25 protein-coding genes are annotated in these 25,027 nt (G+C 49.4%); 12 read left to right on the top strand and 13 right to left on the bottom strand.

The genetic code is table 11. The features are described 5' to 3' along the window. Positions 1 to 26 precede the first annotated feature (26 nt). The 10 genes from ACTHS4_RS08695 to ACTHS4_RS08650 all read left to right on the top strand — a co-directional run bounded on the left by ACTHS4_RS08695 (position 27) and on the right by ACTHS4_RS08650 (position 7,116). Positions 27 to 806, top strand: coding sequence for a hypothetical protein (locus tag ACTHS4_RS08695; protein ID WP_440365739.1), 780 nt, complete (start codon positions 27 to 29; stop codon positions 804 to 806). Between the two features lie 88 nt (positions 807 to 894). After that, entirely contained in the window at positions 895 to 1,374 is a 480-nt protein-coding gene (locus ACTHS4_RS08690; protein WP_440365738.1) for a hypothetical protein, read from the top strand. Between the two features lie 309 nt (positions 1,375 to 1,683). Next, positions 1,684 to 2,571 carry a SprT-like domain-containing protein gene (locus ACTHS4_RS08685; RefSeq protein ID WP_440365737.1) on the top strand — a complete coding sequence of 296 codons (888 nt, stop codon included), beginning with the start codon at positions 1,684 to 1,686 and terminating at the stop codon, positions 2,569 to 2,571. A gap of 374 nt (positions 2,572 to 2,945) precedes the next feature. Beyond that, positions 2,946 to 3,257 carry a type II toxin-antitoxin system PrlF family antitoxin gene (locus tag ACTHS4_RS08680; protein ID WP_440361509.1) on the top strand — a complete coding sequence of 104 codons (312 nt, stop codon included), beginning with the start codon at positions 2,946 to 2,948 and terminating at the stop codon, positions 3,255 to 3,257. A gap of 1 nt (position 3,258) precedes the next feature. Continuing rightward, positions 3,259 to 3,708: a type II toxin-antitoxin system YhaV family toxin gene (locus tag ACTHS4_RS08675; protein ID WP_440365735.1), complete on the top strand. Its 450-nt coding sequence runs from the start codon at positions 3,259 to 3,261 to the stop codon at positions 3,706 to 3,708. A gap of 445 nt (positions 3,709 to 4,153) precedes the next feature. Beyond that, positions 4,154 to 5,143, top strand: a complete 990-nt coding sequence (locus tag ACTHS4_RS08670) for a Fic family protein (RefSeq protein ID WP_107697267.1) — start codon at positions 4,154 to 4,156, stop codon at positions 5,141 to 5,143. A 36-nt stretch (positions 5,144 to 5,179) separates the two neighbouring features. After that, positions 5,180 to 5,893: a hypothetical protein gene (locus tag ACTHS4_RS08665; protein WP_107697266.1), complete on the top strand. Its 714-nt coding sequence runs from the start codon at positions 5,180 to 5,182 to the stop codon at positions 5,891 to 5,893. Beyond that, positions 5,866 to 6,522: a recombinase family protein gene (locus tag ACTHS4_RS08660; RefSeq protein ID WP_440365734.1), complete on the top strand. Its 657-nt coding sequence runs from the start codon at positions 5,866 to 5,868 to the stop codon at positions 6,520 to 6,522. The genes ACTHS4_RS08665 and ACTHS4_RS08660 overlap by 28 nt, the downstream gene beginning before the upstream one ends. A 107-nt stretch (positions 6,523 to 6,629) precedes the next feature. Next, a complete protein-coding gene (gene relB / locus ACTHS4_RS08655; protein WP_440365733.1) occupies positions 6,630 to 6,854 on the top strand; it encodes a type II toxin-antitoxin system RelB family antitoxin in 225 nt (74 codons plus the stop codon). Further along, a complete protein-coding gene (locus ACTHS4_RS08650) occupies positions 6,838 to 7,116 on the top strand; it encodes a type II toxin-antitoxin system RelE family toxin (RefSeq protein WP_107697263.1) in 279 nt (92 codons plus the stop codon). The genes relB and ACTHS4_RS08650 overlap by 17 nt, the downstream gene beginning before the upstream one ends. Positions 7,117 to 7,139: 23 nt before the next feature. On the opposite strand, the gene ACTHS4_RS08645 is transcribed toward ACTHS4_RS08650, so the two are convergent. Further along, positions 7,140 to 7,964, bottom strand: a complete 825-nt coding sequence (locus ACTHS4_RS08645) for a lytic transglycosylase domain-containing protein (protein WP_440365732.1) — start codon at positions 7,962 to 7,964, stop codon at positions 7,140 to 7,142. A gap of 38 nt (positions 7,965 to 8,002) precedes the next feature. On the opposite strand from ACTHS4_RS08645, the gene ACTHS4_RS08640 reads away from it, so the two are divergent. Both ACTHS4_RS08640 and ACTHS4_RS08635 read left to right on the top strand, forming a co-directional pair. After that, entirely contained in the window at positions 8,003 to 8,215 is a 213-nt protein-coding gene (locus ACTHS4_RS08640; RefSeq protein ID WP_440365731.1) for a hypothetical protein, read from the top strand. Between the two features lie 49 nt (positions 8,216 to 8,264). Further along, positions 8,265 to 8,456: a hypothetical protein gene (locus ACTHS4_RS08635; protein WP_440365730.1), complete on the top strand. Its 192-nt coding sequence runs from the start codon at positions 8,265 to 8,267 to the stop codon at positions 8,454 to 8,456. An 84-nt stretch (positions 8,457 to 8,540) separates the two neighbouring features. Here the strand turns inward: ACTHS4_RS08635 and ACTHS4_RS08630 are convergent, their stop codons facing one another. From ACTHS4_RS08630 to ACTHS4_RS08575, 12 genes are all read right to left on the bottom strand, one after another. Continuing rightward, on the bottom strand, positions 8,541 to 12,944 hold the full coding sequence (locus ACTHS4_RS08630; RefSeq protein ID WP_440365729.1) for a conjugal transfer protein TraG N-terminal domain-containing protein: 4,404 nt from the start codon (positions 12,942 to 12,944) through the stop codon (positions 8,541 to 8,543). 10 nt (positions 12,945 to 12,954) lie between these two features. Further along, positions 12,955 to 14,505 carry a conjugal transfer protein TraH gene (locus tag ACTHS4_RS08625; protein WP_107697259.1) on the bottom strand — a complete coding sequence of 517 codons (1,551 nt, stop codon included), beginning with the start codon at positions 14,503 to 14,505 and terminating at the stop codon, positions 12,955 to 12,957. 13 nt (positions 14,506 to 14,518) lie between these two features. Next, positions 14,519 to 15,514 carry a conjugal transfer protein TraF gene (locus ACTHS4_RS08620; protein WP_107697258.1) on the bottom strand — a complete coding sequence of 332 codons (996 nt, stop codon included), beginning with the start codon at positions 15,512 to 15,514 and terminating at the stop codon, positions 14,519 to 14,521. A gap of 8 nt (positions 15,515 to 15,522) precedes the next feature. Further along, complete coding sequence (locus tag ACTHS4_RS08615; protein WP_440365728.1) at positions 15,523 to 16,557, bottom strand: tetratricopeptide repeat protein; 1,035 nt, start codon at positions 16,555 to 16,557, stop codon at positions 15,523 to 15,525. 9 nt (positions 16,558 to 16,566) lie between these two features. Next, the gene (locus tag ACTHS4_RS08610; RefSeq protein ID WP_107697256.1) at positions 16,567 to 17,712 is read right to left on the bottom strand and encodes a TraU family protein; all 1,146 of its coding nucleotides are present in this window, start codon (positions 17,710 to 17,712) and stop codon (positions 16,567 to 16,569) included. Positions 17,713 to 17,721: 9 nt separating this feature from the next. Further along, the gene (locus ACTHS4_RS08605; RefSeq protein WP_159068516.1) at positions 17,722 to 18,759 is read right to left on the bottom strand and encodes a TrbC family F-type conjugative pilus assembly protein; all 1,038 of its coding nucleotides are present in this window, start codon (positions 18,757 to 18,759) and stop codon (positions 17,722 to 17,724) included. After that, complete coding sequence (gene lepB, locus ACTHS4_RS08600) at positions 18,746 to 19,267, bottom strand: signal peptidase I (protein ID WP_107697254.1); 522 nt, start codon at positions 19,265 to 19,267, stop codon at positions 18,746 to 18,748. The genes ACTHS4_RS08605 and lepB overlap by 14 nt, the downstream gene beginning before the upstream one ends. Then, entirely contained in the window at positions 19,267 to 19,776 is a 510-nt protein-coding gene (locus tag ACTHS4_RS08595; protein ID WP_440365727.1) for a hypothetical protein, read from the bottom strand. The genes lepB and ACTHS4_RS08595 overlap by 1 nt, the downstream gene beginning before the upstream one ends. A gap of 17 nt (positions 19,777 to 19,793) precedes the next feature. Beyond that, positions 19,794 to 22,301 carry a TraC family protein gene (locus ACTHS4_RS08590; RefSeq protein WP_440365726.1) on the bottom strand — a complete coding sequence of 836 codons (2,508 nt, stop codon included), beginning with the start codon at positions 22,299 to 22,301 and terminating at the stop codon, positions 19,794 to 19,796. A gap of 57 nt (positions 22,302 to 22,358) precedes the next feature. Continuing rightward, positions 22,359 to 22,787, bottom strand: coding sequence for a single-stranded DNA-binding protein (locus ACTHS4_RS08585; RefSeq protein WP_159068514.1), 429 nt, complete (start codon positions 22,785 to 22,787; stop codon positions 22,359 to 22,361). A gap of 191 nt (positions 22,788 to 22,978) precedes the next feature. Further along, entirely contained in the window at positions 22,979 to 23,533 is a 555-nt protein-coding gene (locus tag ACTHS4_RS08580; protein ID WP_107697250.1) for a hypothetical protein, read from the bottom strand. Between the two features lie 244 nt (positions 23,534 to 23,777). After that, a complete protein-coding gene (locus ACTHS4_RS08575; RefSeq protein WP_159068513.1) occupies positions 23,778 to 24,914 on the bottom strand; it encodes an AcaB family transcriptional regulator in 1,137 nt (378 codons plus the stop codon). Positions 24,915 to 25,027: the final 113 nt, after the last annotated feature.

Below are 25,027 nucleotides of genomic sequence, written 5' to 3'. Positions count from 1 at the left end.
TAGGGATTCCTGCTTAGGAGCTTTATATGCCTAATTGGTGTAGTAACAGCCTTCATTTTGAGGGCAACCCCGAACGTATCGCTGAAGTGGCGGAACAAATTCTGATCAAAACCGACGATGGGTATCAATTTAGCTTTCAGCATATTGTACCCATGCCGGAGGAGCTGATTCTTCCTGATGTGCCTGATAGTTACATGCAGAGGACCTGGTTTCAAATTGCTCAACAACCTGAAAAGAAGTTGATCAATTTGGAACAGGAAATGCTGGAACAGCGCGATAAATCCTTTTGGTCCGTTCAATATAGATTGCCGGATGAACTTTTCTCTGAATTAAAGCAATATTTTTCGGAAAAATTTGATTGGGACAATCTGACTGTTGGTGAAGTATTTATCCATTTTGAAGATAACGCTGAAGTCGCATCTCGTTTTCGTTACAATCAACAATTTGCCAAGCGTATTGCGGAAAACATCCGCCAATACGGTCATCAGGATTGGTATGACTGGCGAATGGCTAACTGGGGCTGCAAATGGGACGTAGATCCCGACTGCACTTTTGTGACGGTTGGGAAAAGCGACATCTGGATCAGCTGTGACACTGCCTGGGGTCCTCCGGATAGGCTTTACGAAGAAATCGCCAAACGTTTTCCTGACCTTGTCTTTGAAGCCAAATACTTGGAGGAGGGAATGTGGTTTGCAGGATCTTATGAAGGTCATGAAGGAGCATTGTTCGATTATCCGTGCACAGATGATGAAGTCCGTGACTTCGCTATCGAGCACTTTGGATGCGAATACGATGACGATGATTAAAGAAATTTGATTTCGTTAAACGTATTGGCAACTCATCCTGCGGGGACAACCCGCAGGGTTGTCTCCCGCTTTTTTATGGAGATTAAAAATGATTGATAATCAGGACAAAGGGGGCACTCAGGCTTCATGTGGAGCCCGATTCATCCTAAAACAGGAAAACGGTAAACGTATCCTTTACCTTAACCTGCCCGATGGTAGTAACGAATTGAATACCATTTGGCAGACGGACGAGTATGACTTCACCGTACCCGACTTAGAAGTCAGCATCGATGTTGAATCCCTTTACACTGCTGTTAGACTTTTGAACGAAAACCAGGGCATTTTGCACAGCATCAGCGCAAAATGCAGTGCGGATTCGTTCGGTTTCGAAGGAAAGTTGAGATACGAAAGATTGGATGTAAAGCCTTTCCCTATGAATTCTTTCTCTTATTATCTGGAGTTCTACAACGACTGGACAGGGACGCTGTATGAACTGGACTTATCACCGTTTCTGGAAGACTTTTTCGGAGAGTGTGATCCTGAATCCAAGCTTGAAGCCTGTTTGAGGCAGCATTTGTGTCTCAAATAATCTTTTTCAAAACCAACGGCCACTGATGTGGCCGTTTTTTTTATCTTCATACTCTTCTTTTTTGGGGACTCTGCCCCCAAGCCCCCGGTCTCGCCGCCGACGGCTCGGGAACAGGGAACGGCCTCCAGCCTACACCTGCTCCCTCACTTAATGATCATTTAGGGGAGGGGTTGCATACGGTGAAGGCCGTCTGGTTTTTAGACGACCTTCAATTTATCGCTGTTTAATTTTTGTTAATCATATGATTAACCTGTTAATTTTATGAATTTTCTTTTATAATTATATCGTACGATATAAATTTGCTCAGTCATGGATACACCTAAACCCACAATGCAAATGTACAGTTTTGTACAAGATGTTTATGATTTTTTTAACGATAAACTGTTTGCCGGCGAATTACCGCCATGTTTATTGACATTGCAACGGGAAAAAAACACGATGGGATACTTCTCCTCGAATCGCTGGCAGGGTGGAGGGAAGCAAGTCGTACATGAAATCGCACTTAATCCTGCGTTTTTCATTACACATAAACCACTGGAACTGATGCAGACCCTTGTTCACGAAATGGTACATCTGTGGCAGCACGAGTTTGGCAAGCCAAGTCACCGTGCTTACCATAACACAGAGTGGGCGAATAAAATGGAATCTATCGGACTGATGCCAAGTGACACAGGGGAACCCGGAGGAAAGAGGACCGGGCAACGGATGAGTGATTACCCTATAGAGGGAGGGGCATTCTATCTGCAATGTATCGTCTTTGCAAAAATGGGCTACAAGCTGCCATTCTACGACCGCTATGCCAAAAGGGAGTCCACTCAAATCCGCAATATCTCCGAACCAACATCCTTCATAAATTCGGGGACTATGTTACAAGTGGGAGAGTTGCCCGCCGTCGAAACTGCGATGATTGACGATGAACCGCCTTTTGCATCATCTGATATTCCGATCGCAGTAACAGACAGCGATGAAGCTGATGATTCGGTTGCGGTAGCGTCTTTATTACGTCCTCTGTCGGAGCAGTTTGACATCGACGCCGCCGAACTGTGCCAACAACATGAAAAAGAGGCAAACGCAAAACGTAAAACCGTTTACCGTTGCCAGTCATGCGGTGATCGTGCCTGGGGCAAACCGACACTGGATTTATGGTGCGGGAAATGCCAAATTCCATTTGTCAAATTGGAGGATTTTGAAAATTAGATTTACCTTTTACCACTATACAATAGATAGAAAGGGAATCCACGGAAATATAAAAGGTCGTCTAACCAGGCGACCTTTTATATTCGGTTAATGTTATCCACAGATTTTGTGGATGTCTTGGGGAAATCTTACCCTCTCAAAGCAAACAGGATGATGAGGAGTGCAGCAATGCGATTGCCCTGCTCATTTAAAGGTCGAAGGGATTGGGTATTGACTTCGTAAGGAAATTTCCTTACAATAAACAGAATGCTTTAATCTAAGCAGTTTTTAACAATATCAATAAGTTCCCAAGCCGTTAAGTAGATGTGTGTAACTAGGACATTGAAGTCGCAAGTAGCAACAGTAAATTTGAATGAAGGCAGGGCAAAGAGACCATGAAGATTATTTTTGATGCAGTGTCAACCATGACCAGCAAAAACCAAACAACCATTCCCGAGTCAGTACGCAAAGCATTGGGGCTGGAAAAACAGGACAAAATCCGTTTTTCCGTCTTAGACGGCGGACAGGTATTGCTAGAAAAAAACAATACTGAGGAAGAAGAATTTGAGCATGATCCAGTTGTTGGAAAATTCCTGCATTTTTTGGAAAATTCTATGACAAAAAATCCGAATTCCATCAAACCCACATCTCAATCACGCTTTAACCGCCTTCGCCAACTGACTTGGGAGACAGATATGAAAGACTAATATGCCTGACTCCCCCATGCAGATAAACGGATATACCATTTACGAACACGAATGCTTTACGCAGCAATTAGACAGACTGGCCACTACAATAGAAAGCCAGAAACGATCCGAAAAATCCAGTAGATCCGAAGAGACCAAACTGCTGAAACGGATCTTAGACGAAATAGAAAATATTGCTCTTAATCCGGATAGCCCGGAATATCGGCTTGGCAAGACACTCGGCTCGGAATACAAATTTTGGCGACGTGCCAAGTTTATGGGTAGATATCGATTGTTTTTCCGTTACGACTCAAACAGTAAAATCATCATTCTCGCATGGGTAAACGACTCGGGTACGAAAAGAACTTATGGCGGCAAAAATGATGCATATACCGTGTTCAAAAAAATGCTGGGGAACGGAAATCCTCCTTCAGATTGGACTACACTGCTTGACGCAGTATCAAAGGAATAGAACAAAAGAGAAACAGCCCTTATGGGCTGTTTCTCTTTTTATACTATCCCTTGCCTAGTTGGTGTTCAGGCTGCAAATCAGCTTTCGTTTCATAGGCACTGCGGCGCGCCCATCGAATACCAAACCGGAGAGCAATCGGTTGTGAATTGGTCTTATGATATGGGGCTCCGATGCCCGTCAAATTACTTAATTATAGGAAAATAATTTCAATACTCTTTCTTTTTTCATATCAGTTTTAATTTATAAAGTACGATATAAATTAGATTTACAAATACAATCAAAAATTTTTTTTAATTTAATTTATTAATTTATAGAAACTTTAAGTGGGCCACTTTTTAATAGACACTTTAAATTAGGCACTTATTAAAAATTATACTAAAATATCCTAGTCACTTAGGGTATACCCAAAATTGCCACCTATCTTTAGTAATATAGGATATAGTAAATGTCTAAACCACCGTTTTCTCTCACCAATGCCATGCTGAACGATATGCTCGAAATCTCCCGGCTGATCGGACAACTGCAATTTCAGCATGAACGCAATCTTGCCTTGCGAAGGGAAAACCGTATTAAATCGATTCAGTCGTCGCTGGCCATCGAAAACAATTCCCTGACAGTCGAGCAGGTAACGGCCATCCTTAACGGCCAAAGAGTGTTGGGACCGTTGGAAGACATTCAGGAAGTTAAAAATGCCTATGACGCTTACGAACAGATTCTGACTTATGATGCTTTCAGTATCGGGGACTTTCTAAAAGCACACCGGCTGTTGACGCAAGGACTGGTCAAACAGGCGGGTCGTTTCCGCACCGGCGATGTGGGTATTTTTAACAGGGAGGGCAAAGTCATCCATTTAGGCGCAAGACCCCAGTTTGTCTCTAGCCTGGTTGAAGATTTGTTCCGCTGGGCGAAAACCGATCAAACCCCGCTGATTATCAAAAGTGCCGTTGTCCATTATGAAATCGAAATGATTCATCCGTTTGAAGACGGTAATGGCAGAATGGGGCGGTTATGGCAAAGCGTACTTCTGAGTAAATGGAACCCTCTGTTTGCATGGTTGCCGGTGGAAACCATGGTTCACGAGCACCAACAAGATTATTACAATCATCTTAGAGCGGCAGATGCAGCCAACGACTCAACCGTATTTATCGAATTTATGCTCGGGATGATTTTGCAGACCTTAAAAAGTTACCCTGTTACGGATATCGCCCAAACGGGCGATAAAGTGGGCGGTAAACCGGGCGATAAATTAAGCCTGTTCCGCAATATGGTTGAAGACATCCTATCCCGTCAGGAAACGGTGACTTCCATAGAACTCCAACAGGTAAGCGGCAAATCTGCATCAACGGTAAAACGTTATTTGGCCGAATTGGTGGCTGAGGGCTATCTGCTTGCAGAGGGCGAAAACAAATCACGGTGTTACCGTAAAGCCGTCTGAAAAAAGATGGATACTTTGATATTTGAGGAGTGGTCAATGAAAAAACTGACTCTAACCGTTGCATTACTGGCCGTAGCCGGGACGGCATCCGCTACCGCTCAGGGTGTTTATACCTCTGACGAAGGCAGCCGTAAGATCGTATTTTGGTATGATTCCAAAGACGGTACGGTTGTTTATAACTTTAATATTTCGGACCATACCGGCAGACCTGCGACAAAAAACGGTATTCTGTATCAGTCATCGAATCCGCAAAAACCTGTTGCAGGCAATGCCTATACATTCGCACAAAACAGTTCGTATTATGAAGGAAAGGATAAAAGCCGCTGCCTGATTTCCGCCTCTTGGAATAAAAAGGGCGTACTGACGCTTGCCGCAGGAAACAGTTGCAGTAAGAATGAAAAAACCGTTTACACCGGCCGTTTCAACTATACGCCGAATATCGTGTTTCCGGAGAAGTATCGTGGCGCGTGGGCTGCAGACTGCCGTAAAACCGAGCCGGGTGAATGGCTGCGTATCGGCAAAACCACCTTTACCCAATTCCAAGATTTCGGTGCAGCCAAGATTGTCAGTACCAACAATGTAGACGGTATGTTTGTGGCCGCCGCCGCTGAAATCAGTGGGGGAGCCGGCAACCGTTCATTCCTGATGATTCGTCCGGAGGGACGCAAATTGAGGGTAACCGGCGAGCATCATGCCGAACAAATCAATATGGCCGTGCAGAAATGCTCGAGCAAATCGGGATTGCAATGAAAACCGCACGAATTTACGGACGTGTCAGCACCGAAGAACAGGACTTCGGCCGCCAATACCGTTTGGAGGAAGAGGCCAGAAAACAGGGGTATTATGTTGCCAAGGTTTATATGGAGAAAGCTTCCGGCACAACGGCCGACCGGCCGAAGCTGAACGAGCTGATTGAAGACCTCCAACCCGGTGATGTCATCATTGCCGAGAACATCGACCGTATCAGCCGCCTTCCTCTTCAGGATGCAGAGCGATTGATCAACCGTATCAAAGATAAAGGGGCCGTACTGGCCATACCGGGGCTGCTCGATTTATCTCAGCTCAATATGGAAGGACAGTCGGATATGGCCAAGATTTATCTCAACGGCCTCTCGGATATGCTGTTGAAGGTTTCTCTGCTGATTGCACGGCAGGATTACGAAACCCGGCGTGACCGGCAGCAGCAGGGGATTGGATTGGCCAAACAGCAGGGGAAATATAAAGGCCGCAGACCGGATACCAATTTACACCGTAATGTCTACCATCTGCGCAGTACCGGAGTCAGCATAGCGGAGACGGCCAAACTGGCCAACTGCAGTCCGACGACAGTCAAAAAGATTATGAACATATATCGCAGTATTAATGACATTCCGCTGTAACTTTGCATGAATTTACATTGAAATTTATTTTCATATATATGCTTCGGTATCAAAACTGGCACAATGATATACATGTATATCAAATTCCGAACTTAAAAAGGAAAACCATGATTGCCGTCAGATTGCCTGAGGATATTGAAGCCCGCCTAACAGAACTGGCAGCTAAAACCGGACGCACAAAGACCTTTTATGTGCGTGAGGCGATATTGAACCATTTGGAAGATTTGGAAGATTTATATTTGGCCGAACAGCGTTCCATTGAAATCCAGGCCGGTCACAGCCGACCCGTTCCATTGGAAGAAGTGATGAAAAGCTATGGCTTGGAAGGTTGAATTGCACAGGTCGGCCGAAAAAGAATTGGCCAAACTGGATAAACCAGTCGCTGTCAGAATTTTGAAGTTCCTCCACGAACGGGTAGTCGCATCTGAAAACCCGAGACAAATAGGGGAGGCACTCAAAGGTTCGGCACTGGGAGAATATTGGAAATACAGGGTAGGGGATTACCGTATCATTGCAGAAATCAAGGATAATGTTCTGACGGTTTTGGTATTAAAGGTCGGCAACTGCCGGGAAATATACCGACCCCGCAATTGATTGCCGCTACTCCTATTTTTGCCTTAACTGCCGGTAGATTGGAAGTATCCCCCCGTATCGGCTGCATGGGATACCGCTTTGCCGGTTGACTGGAAGTTGCCGCTACTGCCCGAACCCTTGGCGGTACGCTCCGTTGTATGGAAGTAGCCTTCTGGCTTCTTAACGGATTTTTTAGCGGATCGGACTGTATTGCTCGGACGGTCTGTCCCACGCATAGGTGTGGGTTTGGAAGGCAGACTGACACGGGGTGTTTCAGCCGTTACCGAACCGGAAACTCTTTGCAGATTTCCCTGTCTATAATCATCTGCTTTAGACTTTTCTTGGAAAAGGCGGTATAGGGAAGTAATATTGCGGACATAGTCACGGGTTTCCTTAAACGGTGGGATAGTGCGACCATATTTTCGGACGTTGCCCGGACCTGCATTATAGGCAGCCAATGCCAATTCGACGGTTTTAAATTCGTCCAACATCTTGCGTAAATAGCGGCTGCCGGTACGGATTGAAACTTCGGCATCAAACAACTGCAAATGGTGTACGCCTAAATCGGCAGCGGTGCCCGGCATGACTTGGGTTAAACCGGCTGCTTTCACTCGTGAAACTGCCTTGCGGTTATAACGGCTTTCATAAGCAACCAAAGCCTTGAACAAATTTGGATCAACACCTTCATCACGTGCTATTTTTTCGATAGCAGGGCTGTGTTTCCAGTAATTGGCAATCATCTCCATGCAGGATTTATTGGCAATTTTACCCTGCAGGCAACCTTCCACCTGTTCGCGGGCAGTTGCAGCGGACGCGGCCGAGACGGAAAGAAATGCCGATACGGCCGCAATAAGAATATATTTTTTCATTTTATCGGTTTCTCCATAAGTTAATAAGGAGTAGGGCTATGAAGCAAAAACAGCATATCGACCTGAATAAAGTGGATCTGACCCAGTTGGACAGCGAATCAATGGATCGTTTGATTACTGCTTTTAAAGGGACTGAATATTATAAACGTCACAACAAAATTGCAAAATTTGCAAAATTTATTTTATTTGGTGTATGGGGGGTATTAATTGCTGATTTTATTCTTTGGTTATTAAAAGCAAGTTTTTCGTGAAAAATATTCCATATATCGATTGTTCCGTAAGTCAACAAAAAGTAGGGCTATGAAGCAAAAACAGCATATCGACCTGAATAAAGTGGATCTGACCCAGTTGGACAGCGAATCAATGGATCGTCTGATTACTGCTTTTAAAGGGACTGAACACTATAAGAAAAGTCAAAAACGAGTCAAAATTGGTTCCATCATTTTATTTTTCTTTATGGCATTGTTTGTCATAATGGTCGGTATTTCATAATTTATTTATTGAAATATCAAAGAGTTTTACTCAGTAAATATTTATCAAAGAGTTGGCGGCTTATCCGCCAACTCTTTTTTCACACTATGCAAACGTTTTTCTTGCATGAATCAATGCGGCACGAACATCGCTCAGACTGAGATGAGCCTTATTGTTGCCGACACCCTGATAATAGCTCTGGCCGGCCGCTACATGCTGTTTGTGCCCTTTCATGGCATGAGGTACAGGGAAGGAAGCCCATTCCTTGGCCATGGCCGTCAGGGCACGGTTCAGGTCATTATGCTTGCCTTGGATATAGGCCAGCGCATCACCATCACCGGCTTTTTTAATCAGGTATTCACTGAAGAAGCGTTCCTGCAGTTCCGGCGTAAACTTCTCGTTGCCCGACAGCCCCAGAGCTTTCACCCCTGAGGCAAACGTGGAAGGGATCATCTGATAACGGCCAACGGCATTGAACTCTTTGGCCCGCTGTGCTGCCATAATCTGATTGACCGTCATTCCGGTCAGATTCCGCGTAGCCGATTTTTGGCCGTGACGTTCCCCCAGATTGACCGAATTGTATCCGCCTTCACCCCGGCTGATCAGTTTCCGCAGTTCCCCGGCAAAGACTCCCGAAGCAGACGCGCTGCCTGTCGGTACGACATGCTCGGCAGCTCCGCCTAAGCCTTTTACCTGTCCCGATTCGGCAAGCCGTTCAAAGCGTTGTGCAGCAGCTTCATTACGGAACTCGAAATGGATATGGCTGCCGGTCGCGCCTCCTTTGCCTGATCGTTCATAATCCACATAATAGTCTTTGGGACTGAAGCCGTTCTGCCGCATAAACTCACCGATTTTACGTTCGGCTTCGTTCCAGCTGCTGTGGTTTCCCGGCAGCGCATCGGTACTTTTGCCTTCCTTATCCAGCACCATATCGAGTGCCAGGCCGCGCGTATGGTTACTGTTCGGCCGGTTGGCAACATGATAGCTGTCGTTAAACGCACTGAAACGGACATCTTGGCTGTCGGTATCGAACAGTCTGTTCATGGCGTGACCCATCGCCAGTATGCCGGCTTGGGTTTTGACTCCGTTTTTGGCTTCACCGCCGAAAGCCTGATTTCTGGCCAACGTGGTCAATCCCTCGCGTCCGGTCGGCAAATGGCTGCCGGCGACTGCCGTATGGCCGACCTGATTTTGCAGGCCGTCTGAAGGATGGCGGTCGCTGTAATCCATCATCTGCCCGGCGGTCGGGGCGGTCAGCTTACGGCCGATAATGCTTTCAACCGATGAGCCGTCGAAAGTCTTGGTGGAATCGTTCGGATTGTAATTTTCCAGCATCCGGCTTAATTCGGCGTGTTTCTTTTGCAGCGCATCTGTGTCTGAAAACATTGCAGTTTTACCCAAAATGCTGCTTCCTCCCTGCTTGTCGGTCAAGAAAGCCAAATCTGCCGCTCCTTCAAGAAGTTTCTCTTTACCAGACCGGCTGCGCAATTCTTGCTCAATAGCATGTTTTTCCTGAATGGCCCGCATCTTCATCTCGTTGTTGGCTTCAATGACCTTACGCTGCTCGGCAATGGTCATCCCCATACTGTTTACCTTCTCACCGACTTCGGGGCCAAGGTTGCGGGAGGCTCCTAACCGCTCGCCGACCTTCAGATCCTGGGCAAAATTTCCGACCGAAGCGGCATGCTTAGGATCGATACTTTGTCCGATCCGTTCGGCCGCGTGACTGCCCATCATACGTTGGTGTTCCAATGTGTCTACCCGGGCTTCCAACATAGCTTTGTGCGTTTCTATCCCTGTCGTTGGGATACCATTAGCTTCACTGTGTTTGAAAATTTCGAGCATAGCAGCACTGGCTGCCAGCCGTTCGGCATCATTGCCGCTTGCGTTGAACGACTGCAGCTTGTCGAACAACGCACCGTTGGCATTGCCGCCGAAGCGTCCGGCATCCATAAGCGTCTGCGCGACCTTACTGCTGTATTGCCCGGCAGCGGTAATGGCAGCATTACGCTGGATATCGGCAGCCTGACTGTCACGTCCGACATCGTTCATAACATGGTTAAACAGTTTCTGATCGATTGCGGTGGTCACATTACCGGATTTCTGCAGGGCAGCCGCATTCTCCAGGCTGTTCATTTCCGAACGCAAATCGGACAGGGTTTGGCTGTGTACTTCCTGCAGCGTCTGCGAACTCAGACTGGCCGAAGTCATGGTCAGGCCGTTGCTGTTGGTTACCGTGCGGCTGCTGGTTGTGCCGTCGGATTTTTCACTGGAGGTACTCGAGCTTTCGGTATCGGAAGTCTGGCCGTTGGCGGAGAGCTCTACCATGCCTCCACCTTTAATTTTGGCTCCATTACCTAAAAGCTCTAACCCACCTGAAGCTTCCATTCCGGCATATACTTTACCGCCAATCCCTTTGGTGGTTGAATCCGCCATCACATGACTGCCTGCTTCGACATAACGTGCCGAGGCCTGCTGTCCGGTTGCCTGATCGATGACCCAGCCGGAGGAGGTGGCCACACCTTCCGAATTGACTTTGGCAAAAGTCATCTGTTCGGCCGTGGTTCCCAAGGCGCTGGCCTGTGCAGACAAGACGCGTTTGGCCGTTTCGGTCTCGCTGTCGCTGACCGACATGTTGAACACCGTTTTACTGTTGGCAAACTCGTTGCCTTGCAACTGGCTCGGACTCTCTACCGGCCCATATTCGGACGCATTCTGAATCATTCTGTCTGCGCCGATAACGCTGGATTTTGTCAAATCAGGGGCTTCCAACTCCTCTTTGATGGCATTCTGGCCGACCAGATTGGCACGGTTGGCAATCTGGGCAAAGCCGTAGGCCGAACCGCTCAACAGGAAAAACAAGATGGTCGGTATATACGCCATCAGAGACGAACCTGTCAGTATCGATTTTTGAACGCTGTCGAATAGGCCGCTGGTAAAGCCCGGTGTCAGGACGATGTTCGGATTGCCGCTCTGGATGACGGCCATCGTCGCCTTATACAGGTTATCCATCAGGTTTTGTTGCATAAAATGGGCAATCAGCGTGTCGATCGGCAACCAGGCGTTGATCCAGGCCGCCAACATGATATACATGCCCAGCAGTTTGAAGCCGCCCCAGCCCCGGATAATAATCATAAAAATCATCATCGGCGTCAGCCCGATATACAGACACAACATCAGATTCAAAAAGCCTTCGGCCAGGGTTTGAAAAACCGAAGCCTCACCGGCGGCATCTACGGCCGAAGTACCGATGGCATCATTCATGATGTAGGTTGCTTGGGCGCAAGTGGCATCGCCCGCACCGATACACTGCTGTGCAATCTGGTTAAAAATCATCGATGCCTGAATCGAAGCCGCATCCACCTGCATCCCTGCCGCATAGTATTGCGCCAAAGAGTTGGGACTCAGCCGGCCGTATTCCTTGGCTTGCGCGTAGGCGGTGGCCAACACGTCGGTAGGGCTGTCATTCCCGCCGCTGCCTACCAAACCGGCCAATGCGCCGGGCAGCTCGTTCAACTCATTTTGAACCTTTTTTTGCCGTTCCGAAATATCCAGCGTAATACCGGCAACCGCACTCATATTCTGAGCCGCAGCTACTCGTTCGGCAGCCGGAGAAACACTGTCACCTGTTTTTTGCGCCGTATATCCATGCACTTGAGCCGCGATAATTTTACCGGCATCGGCACAGTTCATCGAAGTTTGGATCGGCCGGCCGTTACTATTCGGATCCGGCACCATAATCTCCGTCCAACCGCTTTGATGTCCGCTGGTCAAGACCCGTAAAAAACCTTCCTGACCGACATCATTCCAGCGCGTATTCCAACCGCAGGCTTTTGAGGCCGTCATCATATTGGTCATAATCAGTGCGCTTTCGGGAGAATTGTACTGTCGGCGCAAAGCCATCAGTGTCCGCAGCGGACTGAAAAAACCCTGAGTGCCGTGCACGGACAGATTGCCGGCCACGGCACCGGCAACCGCCCCCGTACCTGTCCAGTTGGCATCCGGTACCACAGTGCTTGCCGTATCGATACCTTCGGTAAAGCTTTTGCCCAGCTTGCTGAATAAACCGAGTGTGTACGCCACCCCGACCGGAATATTGTCGATTTTTCTGAAGCGGACGGCTCCGGCATTGCCGGTAAGCGCCTGATCATAATAGGAGGCGACGTATACCGGGGTAGTCGGTATCACCGCAACCGCCAAAAAAATAATCATCAGCATGGTTTTCATCGGCTCGAACTTAAGCGATGTCGCCATGGCCAGCGCCGCCAGCGTGATACTGATCAAAACGGCAAACTGAATGGCACTGATGACCATAGAGCCGGAATCACTGTTGAACAGCATGGCCACCATACTGAGTGTGCGGGCGACCAGCTCGATATCGCCGACTACCCAGATGGTCGCAATATCCGCATTTCCGGCAATTTCGCTTTCAGGAATCGCCGCCTGAGCGGCAGGAATAAAGGCTGACAGAAGAATCAGTCGGAACAGTAGGGTTTTCAGGAAATTCATATCCGGCTCCTTATTTGGAGGCTGTGTTCAGGCCGTTTTTCACAGCCAATGCGGTATCCAGCATGGTGGACAGGTTCTGCATGGTCTGCGCGCGGGCATTAAAGTTCAGGCGGGCGGCAGCTTCCTGTTCCAGCTGCGCCATTTTGGCTTTTTGGGCATCGCTTAAGGGGGCGATATTCTTGCCTGAAGCAGATACATTGACTGAATAGGCCGAAGTGATATTCTTGTTCATGGCCGTTACCAGTTCGGCGGCCATCTGTTCTGCCCAAGCGTCGGCAAAAGCCGATACTGCCGAAGTTTGCAGCCGGCTGCCGCCTTTGGCCGCCGCTGCCAGTTTGGTACGGATTTCATCGGGTATGGCATTGATAAAGGCCAGTTGGCGGCTGTTTTGGGCAATACTGTTGTCGGCAAGATGCGCCATCACGGAGTCTGCTGCAATTGTCGTTACCACGGAATCCCCCATACTGTTGCTGTCACCGAAAGCCGTCTGTTTTCCGGCCATCATGTTGATGATGTAGCGTTTGACTCCCGGAAATTCGGTTTCGGACAAGGTAACTGTCTGGCAGCTGTCCGCTTTATTGATATTGAATTCACTGCATTTGTAGCCTTGCAGCACGGAACCGGTTTCTTTGCCATAGGCCAAATCGCGGAAATTCCAGATACCTTCGTACACTTTGTCTGCTTTTTCCTTCGATTCTTTGACGAATGAGCCGCCGGAGGTACTTGATGACGCATTGCTGCCGGTCATGGCAACAGTGGTGCCGTACAGGTTCATCGCCAGCTGCAGATAACTCTGATCGCCGCCGTAAGGTTCGGTATCGATGCCGCCGCCGTCTTGGCCGCCTTTGCCGAATACGCCTGCGCTGGACAGCGTGTTCATCATATTGTTGCCGTACACCGTTGACTGGTCGGCAGCATCGTCAGGGCGGTTGGCGTTTTTACCGGCATAGCTGCGCTTCTGCATTGCTTCCGAAAAGTCCGACATCGCCCCCTTGGCCGCCGCCCATGCACCTTCAAAACTGCTTTTGGTTTCACCGACCATACTGCTCATTTGAGAGGTATCGCCACGAACCGCTTCAACCATCGCACTGCTGATTTGGCAGGTGTTTTTGGCCGCACCGTTGATTTTGCTGGTCATATCGTGCAAACCGCTCATGATGTTTTGACAGGCAGGGCACATATTGTCCAGGGCGATTTTGAGTGCGTAACCGGTACCGTTGGCCATAATCGCGCGGATGATATTACGCATGTTATCGACCGACATCATCGAAAAGGAGCCGAAGTAGGCATCGATGCCGCCGCAACCTGCCGAAAAACGGGGAGGGTCATAGGCCAGCACGTTGAATGAGCGTACTGGTGCACGCATACTCATGCCGCCCAGCGAACCTCCGTAGTTACCGTTGACCGCACCGAACTCCGGAGTGGTAGCCGTCCACATGGCATCCATCCCTGAGGAAATATCAGCCTGCACGGGGGCGGGCAGCATGGCAAAGAAAAGGGATGCGGCTACGACCCCGATTTTGACGGTGGTGTAGCGGCGTTTGGTTTTCAGATGCAGCATTTTCGGTTACCTCCTACATATTGTTTTTAATGATGCCGTTCAACATTTTGACGACTTCATCCATGTTTTCCGGATTGTTGAGTTTTTGCTTGGCACGCTCGAGGTCTTTTCTGTTAATCATCCCGCGCTCGTTGAGTTTGGCAATATTGGTCAGGTTGGGATCCGCCAGATTCATATCGATGGCAGCCGTCACGATTTTCTGTTCCAAATCGCTCATACTCATCGCCCCATGCGCCACGACCGCCATGCGGTCGGGCGGAGCCACCAGCACCGTTGCCGGGGTCAGCTGAATGCCTATGCTGCGGGCACGCTGCGCCCCACGGTCATAACGGATTTGGGAAGGTTTCATCCCGGGAATCGTCCCGCCGTCCGTACTGACGTAGCGGACCTGCATACCGTATTTTTCCGCCAGCATCTGTGTGACTTGAAACTGGCTTTGGCAGAAACTGCAGCTGCTGTCAAAAAACATCCATATCCCCGCTTTTTTACTGAGATCTTTGATGATGCCTTCCTTGGCTTGGTCGATTTGCCACAATGCCTGTTGACGCGCCAGGGCGGAAATCGGTACCCGTACCGATTCGGACAACATTGGGTCTGCATCGGTAACTTTTTTGCTGATGCGGGCAAATTCGTCAGCCCGGTCCAGCATCAACCGGTTGACGTACAGATAGGCACGGACGTTTTCTTCGGTCGGATTGGAAATGGCCAGCTCGAGCAGTTCTTTCTGTTTTTCGCGTATCCATGCGGCCGAACCGAAATCCTGCTTTTTTTCTTCCTTGGGCTCCGCTTTTTTTTCTTCGGGCTTTGCCTCAGATTTCGGTTTTTCCTCGACTTTGGGCTTCGGTTTCGGCTTAACCTTGGGTTTATCCTTGTACCAGAAGTAGCCATCGGCGGTTGCACTGCCAAATGCCGAATCGTCGGCAATGGCATTCAGGCTCCAAAAACTGCCGGTTACAGCCGCCATCAGCAGAACGGCCGCATACGGCACAGTATGTCTGTATTTCATCATTCGTCCTCTTAACGGATAGCTGCAGGATCATCCTGCAAGGCAGCAGCGTAATCAAAAGAAGCAGGGCGGATTCCCCGGCGTTTCAACCAGGCGGAGGCCGAAGCCTGAACACGTTTCTGTTCGTCGGCATTGAGGCCCGCCTGGGCACGTTTGGCATACGGGGCATAACGTTTGTCGGCAACGGCCGCAAGCTGCAGCCAGCGGGCATTTTCGCTCCGGTCGGCCTTATGCAGGCTGTCACCTTTGGCGTAATAGCGTGCCAATGCGACCATGGCTCCACTGTGCCAGCGGTCTGCCGCACGAGTGTAGTAGGATAGGGCTGCCGGAGGATTCTCCAGCGCAATCAGCAGGCCGTAGCGGTAAAGCGAATCCGGATCGCGCATTCTGGCCGCATTGCCGTAATGCGACCGCGCTTCGGCCAATTGAGCCGGTACGTTTTTGGCGGCTGCCTCTTTAATCCTGCCGACATGGTATTCGGCAGGCCAAAATACCGCATTGTTTCCTTTGCTTTCACGGTAAGCCTGTATGGCAATCAAAAACCACTTCAGTGCTTCAGCAGGATTTTGGGAGCTACCTTTGCCGTAGTAATACATCAGACCGATGTTGTAGGCGGCCAGATGGTTGGCGGTAAGACTGCCGTCGGTATTTTTGACGGCTTTTTGGTATGAACGCCGTGCCAGCTCGTAATCCTTGGCTCCGGACAATTTGCCGGTTTCCGCCAAATAGCCGTAATAAAACGCCGCCCAGCGGTTGCCGCTGTTGGCTGCATCACGCAGCTTGACGGAGTACAGGCTGTCTCCATAGGTAAAGCGGTCGAACATCTGTTTGGCAGACTCGCGTTCGCTCAGTTTGCGCTGATAGGTCCAAGGTGCTTTACCTGCCTTTTTGTCAGCCGCCGGTGCTGCAGTATTTTTTGCCGGAGTGCCGATATTGCGCTGGCTGCTGCCGAACACCTGTTTTTCTACATTGGGCTGCCCGGTTTGCGCCACAGTGGGCAGGGCGATCAGCAACAGACAGGATAGTGTGGTTCGAATCGTTTTCATCTTTGTTCCTCAATCAAATTCACAGCAGTCTACCCAGCGCCACAGCAGGTAGACGGCATCTTCGTCTTCGGTGCGGGTGGCGCGTTCGCTGCGGTTCAGACCCCAACGCAGGCTGCTGGCACCGAGACGGTGGGCGCAACGGCTGGTTATACCCAAAAAGCTTGCTACCTCTCCGGCTCCCTGTTGGACGGCCGATTTCAAATCCAAATCCGAAGTTGATGAAGAAGAAGCAGTAGAGGCTTCGCTGTAGGGAAACATCATGGTGGCTTTAAATTCGGATTTGCGTGGAAACGGCGCCGCAATCGGGGAACATAGCGCGTTGTCGCCGACAGTCGAAACCGAGGCAAATCCGCCGGTACGGTTGGATACCATAATCGAACGGTTCAATATGGTGGAACTTGCTGTGACACTGCCTCGCTCTGCAGACATCGATCCTGTTGCAGGCATCGTATTCCCCATGCAGCCGCCTAACCAGTAGGCGGTATCATCGGCGTATCCCGCTCCCAGTCCGGTGGTATTGGCCACGCAGGAAGCCGTGTGTGCGGCCATGTCGAACAATGGGTTGTTGACCACATTACCGATGACCATCCACTCCGGGTACAGCAGATTGCCCCAAACCGGATCACGACTCGACCAGGTCGGCTGTATCACAGAACTTTCAAACGAACCGCGATGGAAGCAGCGCGGTGTCCAGCCATAGATGTTGTACAGCGGAAAAACCCAACTGTGGTAATGATAAAAGCCGGTATCGTAGTTGCTGTGGCCGACGCTGCCGCCACCGGCGGAAGTCGTTGTGCCGAACAAACCGCCAATACGCGATGCCTGTTTCAACGCCTGACCGACGGCATTGCCGTAAACCGGCGAACAGCTTGGATTGCGTACAACCTCCACCATACGCGTCGGCAGCCACATCCCCCGCGTGTAGCCGTAACGCACATACGGTTCTTTACCGCATTTGCAGATACTTTGTCCTGTCGCGTGCGACGGATTCGGTACATCGTTACCGGAGATGACGGTATTGCCCATAATCCTCAGCGGAAAAGCCGAATCGAAGCAGAAATTCATCACGGTAGAGAGACCGGCATTCGAACAGGTGTTGGCCGTTGCAGAGACAGCAGCAGACAGGAGCAGGGCAGTAAACAGTTTTTTCAGCATGGAGTGTCCCTATTGCGGATTGGCGACTTCCACCACATCGAAATGGCGGCCGTTCTGCCGGTAGTAGGTTGGAACAGCTTTGACCTTGAGCAGGCCGCGCATTCTTTCATCCAGCGGAGCGGCATTCAGACCGGCCTGTTCCAGATTGCCCAAACGGGTATACAGCACCACCAGATCGGGATGGTATTTTTTGATTGCCCGTGCAAAGGCCGTCTGAAAACGACTGCGGCCGTCAATAACCACCAAACCGCGACTGCGGGTATCGTCCAAAGCCAAAACATTAAATCGTGTTCCGCGCGGATACAGCACTTTTCCGGTTTTGGGATCGAGGATGTCGGCAGCAGCAGCCTGATAAGGGATCAGCCGGGTCACGCTGCGGGCTTTCGCGTAGGGTAGGTTCAGACGGCCTGCAACGGCGGTTTGCACTTCACGCCGCGCCTGCTCCGCTTCCTGCTTCAAATTGCGGCCTGCCGCCTGACGGCGCATCACCTCGGCCTGATCCGGTTCGCTGACACGCCATTGCTGGCTCAGCCGTTGGTTGAAACGGCGGGCTTTGACCGCATTGACCGAAGCATTGATACTCTGAACGCCCTGTACCAGATACCATTTTTTATCGGTATCCATATGCACCAGTGCAGGCACATAGGCAATCCGGTATTCGGCAAATGCCGCCGGTTGCACAATAATATTCGGGGGGTTCTTTTGTGCACGCTGCGACAGTTTTTTATAAAGTTTGTCGGTATAAGAGAACATTTCTTCTACCGAACCGCTGCCCCAGCCGCGATAAGCAAAAACAACATCTTGCCGACCGGCTCCCTGCTCGAGCAGACCCAATACAATCTGTTCCGGCATAGCCCGGCTTAAAAAAACCACGGTTTTGGTGTTTTGCAGCTCTTCCATGGTCGGATTCTGACCGGCAGCCATCTTGCGCGTACCGGCCGTCAGTTTTTCTGCCTCGGCAGTAAACCGGATACTGTTCTGCTTCTGCTGCTGAATCAGATTACGCAAAAATGCCGCATCATCAGCATAAGCGTTAGAACAGTACATGCATACGGCCAACCACGCTGCCGATAGAATACGGCCCCCAATAACGCGAGTCGTAAGAGTGTTTTTCGGTTCCATATACAAAAATCTCGTCTTTACCCAAACGGTAAGAAGTGTCCCAGCTGTCCATCGGTTTGTGCCATTTCCGGGCGACATAGGACACATCACCTAAAAATCGGCCATTAATGTAGAGCCTGCCGTTTTTAACGGTAATCTGATCACCCGGCAACCCCGCTACCAGTTTGCCGACCGGTGCTCCGTCCGCGAGGACGGGCATCATTTTTTTAGCCGGAAACAGCACCAAATCGTAGCGTTTGAGCGTACCGATCTGTTCCTGTTTGTTCCAAAAATAAACCGACCAGGGCAGACAGCCGGAAACGGTCGATTCCAGCATCAAGGCATAGCGTTCCGCAAAATATCCCGCCCCCAATTTGGCTGCCAAAACCAAGGGAACAGCCAGAGAAGCGCGAAGCCAGTCCTGTTTGCGTATATCCCGCCCAAACAGCTTCATCAATCGAGCTCCGCGCCGCCGCCGACCGATACCGGACTGCCGTCATGAGGCAATGTTGCAGGGGGAACAACCGTTGAAGCCTGCGCTTGTCCGGCAGGTACCAGAGTAATACCCAATTCCTGTGCCACACGCTCGGTAATGTCGGTTCCTTTAGGGTAGGTCACCACGGCGGAGCGCTGAATAATGATCATGCCCTCGTCGGACATCTGATTGAGTTTCGACTGTACGCGGGCGAGATTCTGTTCCAGCATTTGTCGAACTGCATCCGGATCCTGGTTTTGCGTCTGACTCATTGCCTGTGTCAGATACGATGCCGCCAGACGGTCGCTGTCCACAACATAGAAGCCGGCAGCAGGTTTGGCTGCATGGCCGAGGGACGACTGGTAAAAATTGTATCCGGACAGCATTACTGCTCCGGCAGCCAAACCCAATGCCAGCAGGATGCCGGAGCCGTTATCGGCTGCCGGCTGTTTGTTTTCTGTTGTTTGCGGTTGTTTTTCATTGCTCATTTTGCTTCCTCCTGTTGTCAGTCAACCGTGCCGTCGCCATAGCGGTTCCATGCTTCCTGTCGAACCAAGTCTTCCACTTTTTCTCCGGCACGGATACGGTTTTTGATTTGGGTAAAGAACTCGCCCTCGGTGCTGAACAGAACCCGGTTGAACGGGGTTTCAATCAAACGGACGATACCGGCAGTATGGTCTCCGGAAACCAGAACAAATTCGCCATATTCGCCTTTAACGGTTTGGATCTTGTGCAACAGGGATTCAATGTAGGGGGAGGGATTGAACCATCCCTCGCGTTTTGCCTGTTCCAGCGTATCGCCGGTTTGGCGGAACATCATTTTCGAATAAGTCGACCCCATAATGTCTGCACCGAATTTGGTGGCAAACAATTGGTTGAAGGTCTGTGCGACCGCCCATACGCCACCGTCTTCCTTACGCACTTTCGAGCATAACTGACCGACCCATTGGGAAAACGGTGCATCTTTCAGCAAATCACCGCATTCTTCCAACCACAGCAGACGTTTGCGGCCGTCATGCACCATGAACATTTCCTGACTGATGGTTGTGGCCGTCATCATCAACACAACATCATGCAGGTGACGGTTGGTGGCCAATCCCGACATCTCCAATACCGTCCAATCCGCCTCGGTGCGCAGATTGTTGCGGCCGCGAAACCAACGCCCCATGCTGCCGGTCGAACCGAACGGCATCAGCAGCATCGCCAGCTCGTACTGTTTGCCGCTCATATGGCCGCTCTGAGCCTGCAGATACTGGATGACATCGGTAATTTCCGCATCATTGGCTTTAGCAGTAAAGACCGACTGAATGGCTTCCTGTATCAGGGCATTCTCCAAGTCATCCAAGCCGGCAGTCGGTTTGGCCATCTTGCCGAATATAGGCAACAGGATTTCCATCTCACGTTCGATGTCGCTGATTTTGGTAAACGGATTCAGGCACAGGTCGGCATCCGGATGAAAGTCGATAATCTGTGCACCCGCCGTCTGTGCAGCAGCGACATAACTCATACCCCGGTCTATGGTCCAGACTTTGGTACCCAAAGACAGCTCGTCTTGGATCATTCGCTGTGACAGTACCGATTTACCCTGTCCGGGCTGCCCCAGTACCAAGCCGTTATAATTGGAGTTGGATGATTCGAATATACCGAACCGGAAAGGTTTGCCGCGCCGGGTGGTAAACAGGTTGCGGCTCCCGAATCCGCTCCATTCGTCCATAACCGGAATCAGGTGTGCCGCCAGCCGTGTGGGCATGGTTTTAAAGCGGAATGTCCGTTTAATACTTTCGGGCGAAGCATTCATCGGCAGTGAATTGAAAAAGCTGACCGCAGGCAACAGCCGCTCCTGCCGCATCACGAATCCATTGCTGCGGAAATAAGAGGCCATTCTGGCCAGTCCTTCGCGTAATTCGCGCCGCGAATGGTTGAATAAAGAAAAAGTGGTACATGCTTCGACAAGCTGACCGCCTTTTGTCAGCTCTTCCTGTATCATGCGGAAACCTGCCAGACGGCGGCGCAGACGCGGAGAAAACTTCAATGCACCCGGAACTTGGGCGGCACGTTCGGTTGCAACCTGATCCGCACCGGCTTTGGTTCTTTTTTTATCCTGATTAGGGAAATGAATGCTGGTTTGCAGGATATAGGGCATACCCGGCTGTGGGCCGCTGCCGCCCGGATGTCCGAGAAGGTCAATCATCCGCGACATATGCCAGCGGTTCTCTTCATTTGGATAACGGTCCACGGTCAGAATACCGACATTTTGATTTTTTCCCTCATGGGAGAAACCCTTAAACATCAACATTCCGTTGCGGAACACATTCCAGTCGACCGTACTTCCGGGCGGGAACAGCTGCATATTGAGCGGCAATTCTTCATCGATACTGTCATCCCATTTGCCGTCCATATCGAAAATACGGCGCAATACCGCCATGGCCTGACTGCGGCCGGCAACCGAAAGGTTGAATCCCGCCGTTTTAAGCTGTGTCAGACAATGCCCGTACAGTCTTTTAAATTCCTCGCATTCTTTGAGAAACTTGCGGTGATCTTCTTCGGAACCGTCCAGCGGTTTTTTGGTTTTGACGGGGATTTTGAGCGTCCATACACAAAGCGGATGAAGGATTTTTGCCGTACTGGAACGAAGGAGACGACGTTTGGTACCGGTTTCCAGATAATCGGCACGGTTTTCGACGGCCAATTTGGCTAAAGTAACCGATTCATCACCGACCGTACCGATACGGCCGACTTTATAGTGACGGATCGTCTCACCGATATCGGGTATCCCAAACTGGAAGAACGACATCAGGGTTCCCGCCGGATAACCGGCTTCCATCAACTCTTCAACAGCATTACCCATGGCCTCATTCCAGCCCGGAGCAGGCTCGAACAATGCCATGACAGCAATGGCATTTTCTTTTTCGTAATAGAAAATCCCGTCCTGATCGTCACCGGCGACCAGGCTGATGTATCGAATACCCTGATCGCGGTTACGGTTGATTTCGAAAATATCGGGTTTAGACATAATTACCCCAAAAGAAATATACAGGGGCGGCTACAGCCGCCCGGTCATGGCACATGATTAGAACGGAGAGTCTTCATCAGTTTCAGAAGCATTATTTTCATTGGTACGCGGAGGGCGTAATGAGACGGACTCGATACGAGATGAGTCCAAATTGAGGTAAACATTGTCGACACGGATTTTACGCGTACGCTGCAGCACACCTTCTTTTTCATAAGAACCGATGCTTTCGCGACCGGTCAGGGTGACCGGCATACCTTTGACAAGCAGGTTGGCCAAATGCTCTGCTTTACGATCCCAGTATTCGCATTCGACCCATTCGGTTGCACCGGCAACATAACGACGTTCGCCGGAAGAATTATCTTGGCGGTATTCGGTAGAAGCAATAGAGAAATTCAGAACGGTGGCATCTTCGCCGTTTGGACGTTTGATTTTTTTGAGGGTAATGTTTTGACCGAGATTACCACGGATAGTTAAATCAATAGACATAGCAGGCATTCCTCTCATAAGGATTGCCTGTATTTTGGATAGGGCATTTAAAATGCCCTTAATAAAGATGGGGGTAGGGTTAATTTACCTTATGAAATTTCTGCTGTCAACACTTTTCGAATAAAAACTTCAAAAAAATACCATATAAAAACAAGGCCGTCTGAAATCAGACAGCCTTACAGTTTACCCAATCAATAACCCGGAAAATCCTCTTCGTCGAGATTATATTTCATTCGATCCGGCAGCATTTTTGTATCCAACCCTGATACAGAAAGTGCATTCCCTGCCTCAACCTTGAGATCGTACAATTGCCTCAGTCTGAAGACCAATAAGCCTGCACGATGGAAAAAGTCACGCATCCCCAAAAATATCTGCAGATGAATCATGATTTCATCGGCCGAGGCATTCATCTGTTGCAGTAGTGCATAAATCTTATCCCAATCATACAGATTTTTTTTCCGGTAGGTAAAGCAGAACGATGGGATGTAGTATTGATCTTTCGGATAATCAGGAAGGTTTTTACCGATACCGTAATTTTTATGGGCCCGGGTTCCCAAAAGCAGAATCTTCTTCTGCTTCATTTCCCTGATATCTTCCAAAAAAAGCGTCATGTCCTCTACCAGCATACGCCATTCTTCTTCAAAACGTTTGATTTGTCCGTCAATGGCTTCAATACCCTTGAGACGCTGTAAGCTCGGATAAAGGTCGTATACTGCTTCAATAGAGTTTGGTTGCTGTTTCTGCATAATATCCACTTACTCAAAATCTGCCTGCAAAAAGGTGTATGCAGTGCATACAGTCATTTGTTCGTTTCCATGGTGTATACGGGGTATACAATTTTTAGTTCGGTTCCGGGTGTGTCCACTGGGCACAGTCCCCACTGTGTTTGCAAGGTGTATCCGGGGGATACAGTCCTGTTTTGTTTTCAGGTGTATGGGGGCATACAGTTACCCCCTTACCCTTAAAAGCCTTTTAGTATATTAAGTCCAATTACTCGGATTCTTCTTTTACCAATAACCCATATTGCTGTGTATACACGGTTATTTTATCCATTTCTTCCCGACTAAACGATGGCCTCATGAAAACAAATTCCGGCATAACCTGATAGTTCAACACTTCAAGCGGAATTGGGGCAAGGGCGTTTTCATGGACTGCCATCTGTAACCGTTTTCCCAGGCTACCGTTTTCATCCAGCAAAAAGTCTTTTCTGGAAATATTTTTGATTTTACGCATCCGCATAGTAACCAAATACAGGTTTTGATTGAGACGCCGTATTCTGGTTCCGCCGTCACGGATGATTTCGTTACACATCGAATTTTTCAGCAGTCCTTTAAGCATAAGCGTTTTAGCCATACGGATATACAGATCATAGGCCGTCAGAAGCTGAATTAGATTGAAACCGTAACCACGGATATGCCCAATCGGCACACTGACCGGCTTCTCATTTTCTACCACCCCGATATGTATTCCCGAAGAATTGATACGATCAATCAACAACTGCATCTTATCGGTTTCCTGCTTTAGGAAAGACGATGTTTCCATCAGTTCTTTTTCAAAATCAAGCAGTGCAGCATGGGCAAAAGGGTTGCCGTTTTGAGTCAGTCGAGCCAACTCGGCAGTCAATGCCATAACATAACGAATCCCCGGCCAACGGGTATGCGGTTGCTGTTTATCGTTTTTACCCTCCCAAGCCCGTACAGCCTGTTTCGTATGAAGCAAAACATAATCCTGCTCGGTATCGCGTAATTTACCGATACTGTCAAATTTGGCATCGGCACTTAAGAAGATATCAATCTCATCCAATGGGACAGTCTGAGTACGTACCGGTCTGCCGGACGACATCACACTCGGCGCACGATAAAGCCGTTTTCGATGAATGTAATTTTGCAGCAGAATTCTGTGGTTGGCAAAATTGAAAACTGCCTCATATTCAGGGTTTTCTTTTGGGAGGTTGAAGATATTAATCATGTGCGACCCACCAAGAATTGCACCTAAACGTTGCTCTTCTCCATCATAATCATAGCCGTTGGAAAAATAGGACTGTTTGGCAGTCGGTATTTTTTGAGACCATTCCGGCGGAGTCTGAATAGAGAAAGGTGGAATAACAATACGGTGTTTTGCGGCCATTCGAAAAGCTCCTCGGGTTAGTTTGTCAGTATGTTTTCGGGTGTATCCGGGGGATACAGTCCCCATTGTGTTTTCAGGGTGTATCCGGGGGATACAGTCCCCATTGTGTTTTC

The sequence above is a fragment of the Neisseria sp. P0014.S009 genome, assembly GCF_051958155.1.
In the GTDB taxonomy this organism is placed as follows: domain Bacteria; phylum Pseudomonadota; class Gammaproteobacteria; order Burkholderiales; family Neisseriaceae; genus Neisseria; species Neisseria flavescens_C.
The sequence above is the reverse complement of the archived record's forward strand: the minus strand, read 5'-3'. Positions and strand labels throughout refer to the sequence as shown.

Bases quoted from the DNA above. Each gene is read 5' to 3' on its own strand.
- ACTHS4_RS08695 (WP_440365739.1), top strand. From the start codon at position 27: ATGCCTAATTGGTGTAGTAACAGCCTTCATTTTGAGGGCAACCCCGAA.
- ACTHS4_RS08690 (WP_440365738.1), top strand. From the start codon at position 895: ATGATTGATAATCAGGACAAAGGGGGCACTCAGGCTTCATGTGGAGCC.
- ACTHS4_RS08685 (WP_440365737.1), top strand. From the start codon at position 1,684: ATGGATACACCTAAACCCACAATGCAAATGTACAGTTTTGTACAAGAT.
- ACTHS4_RS08680 (WP_440361509.1), top strand. From the start codon at position 2,946: ATGAAGATTATTTTTGATGCAGTGTCAACCATGACCAGCAAAAACCAA.
- ACTHS4_RS08675 (WP_440365735.1), top strand. From the start codon at position 3,259: ATGCCTGACTCCCCCATGCAGATAAACGGATATACCATTTACGAACAC.
- ACTHS4_RS08670 (WP_107697267.1), top strand. From the start codon at position 4,154: ATGTCTAAACCACCGTTTTCTCTCACCAATGCCATGCTGAACGATATG.
- ACTHS4_RS08665 (WP_107697266.1), top strand. From the start codon at position 5,180: ATGAAAAAACTGACTCTAACCGTTGCATTACTGGCCGTAGCCGGGACG.
- ACTHS4_RS08660 (WP_440365734.1), top strand. From the start codon at position 5,866: ATGCTCGAGCAAATCGGGATTGCAATGAAAACCGCACGAATTTACGGA.
- relB (WP_440365733.1), top strand. From the start codon at position 6,630: ATGATTGCCGTCAGATTGCCTGAGGATATTGAAGCCCGCCTAACAGAA.
- ACTHS4_RS08650 (WP_107697263.1), top strand. From the start codon at position 6,838: ATGGCTTGGAAGGTTGAATTGCACAGGTCGGCCGAAAAAGAATTGGCC.
- ACTHS4_RS08645 (WP_440365732.1), bottom strand. From the start codon at position 7,964: ATGAAAAAATATATTCTTATTGCGGCCGTATCGGCATTTCTTTCCGTC.
- ACTHS4_RS08640 (WP_440365731.1), top strand. From the start codon at position 8,003: ATGAAGCAAAAACAGCATATCGACCTGAATAAAGTGGATCTGACCCAG.
- ACTHS4_RS08635 (WP_440365730.1), top strand. From the start codon at position 8,265: ATGAAGCAAAAACAGCATATCGACCTGAATAAAGTGGATCTGACCCAG.
- ACTHS4_RS08630 (WP_440365729.1), bottom strand. From the start codon at position 12,944: ATGAATTTCCTGAAAACCCTACTGTTCCGACTGATTCTTCTGTCAGCC.
- ACTHS4_RS08625 (WP_107697259.1), bottom strand. From the start codon at position 14,505: ATGCTGCATCTGAAAACCAAACGCCGCTACACCACCGTCAAAATCGGG.
- ACTHS4_RS08620 (WP_107697258.1), bottom strand. From the start codon at position 15,514: ATGATGAAATACAGACATACTGTGCCGTATGCGGCCGTTCTGCTGATG.
- ACTHS4_RS08615 (WP_440365728.1), bottom strand. From the start codon at position 16,557: ATGAAAACGATTCGAACCACACTATCCTGTCTGTTGCTGATCGCCCTG.
- ACTHS4_RS08610 (WP_107697256.1), bottom strand. From the start codon at position 17,712: ATGCTGAAAAAACTGTTTACTGCCCTGCTCCTGTCTGCTGCTGTCTCT.
- ACTHS4_RS08605 (WP_159068516.1), bottom strand. From the start codon at position 18,759: ATGTACTGTTCTAACGCTTATGCTGATGATGCGGCATTTTTGCGTAAT.
- lepB (WP_107697254.1), bottom strand. From the start codon at position 19,267: ATGAAGCTGTTTGGGCGGGATATACGCAAACAGGACTGGCTTCGCGCT.
- ACTHS4_RS08595 (WP_440365727.1), bottom strand. From the start codon at position 19,776: ATGAGCAATGAAAAACAACCGCAAACAACAGAAAACAAACAGCCGGCA.
- ACTHS4_RS08590 (WP_440365726.1), bottom strand. From the start codon at position 22,301: ATGTCTAAACCCGATATTTTCGAAATCAACCGTAACCGCGATCAGGGT.
- ACTHS4_RS08585 (WP_159068514.1), bottom strand. From the start codon at position 22,787: ATGTCTATTGATTTAACTATCCGTGGTAATCTCGGTCAAAACATTACC.
- ACTHS4_RS08580 (WP_107697250.1), bottom strand. From the start codon at position 23,533: ATGCAGAAACAGCAACCAAACTCTATTGAAGCAGTATACGACCTTTAT.
- ACTHS4_RS08575 (WP_159068513.1), bottom strand. From the start codon at position 24,914: ATGGCCGCAAAACACCGTATTGTTATTCCACCTTTCTCTATTCAGACT.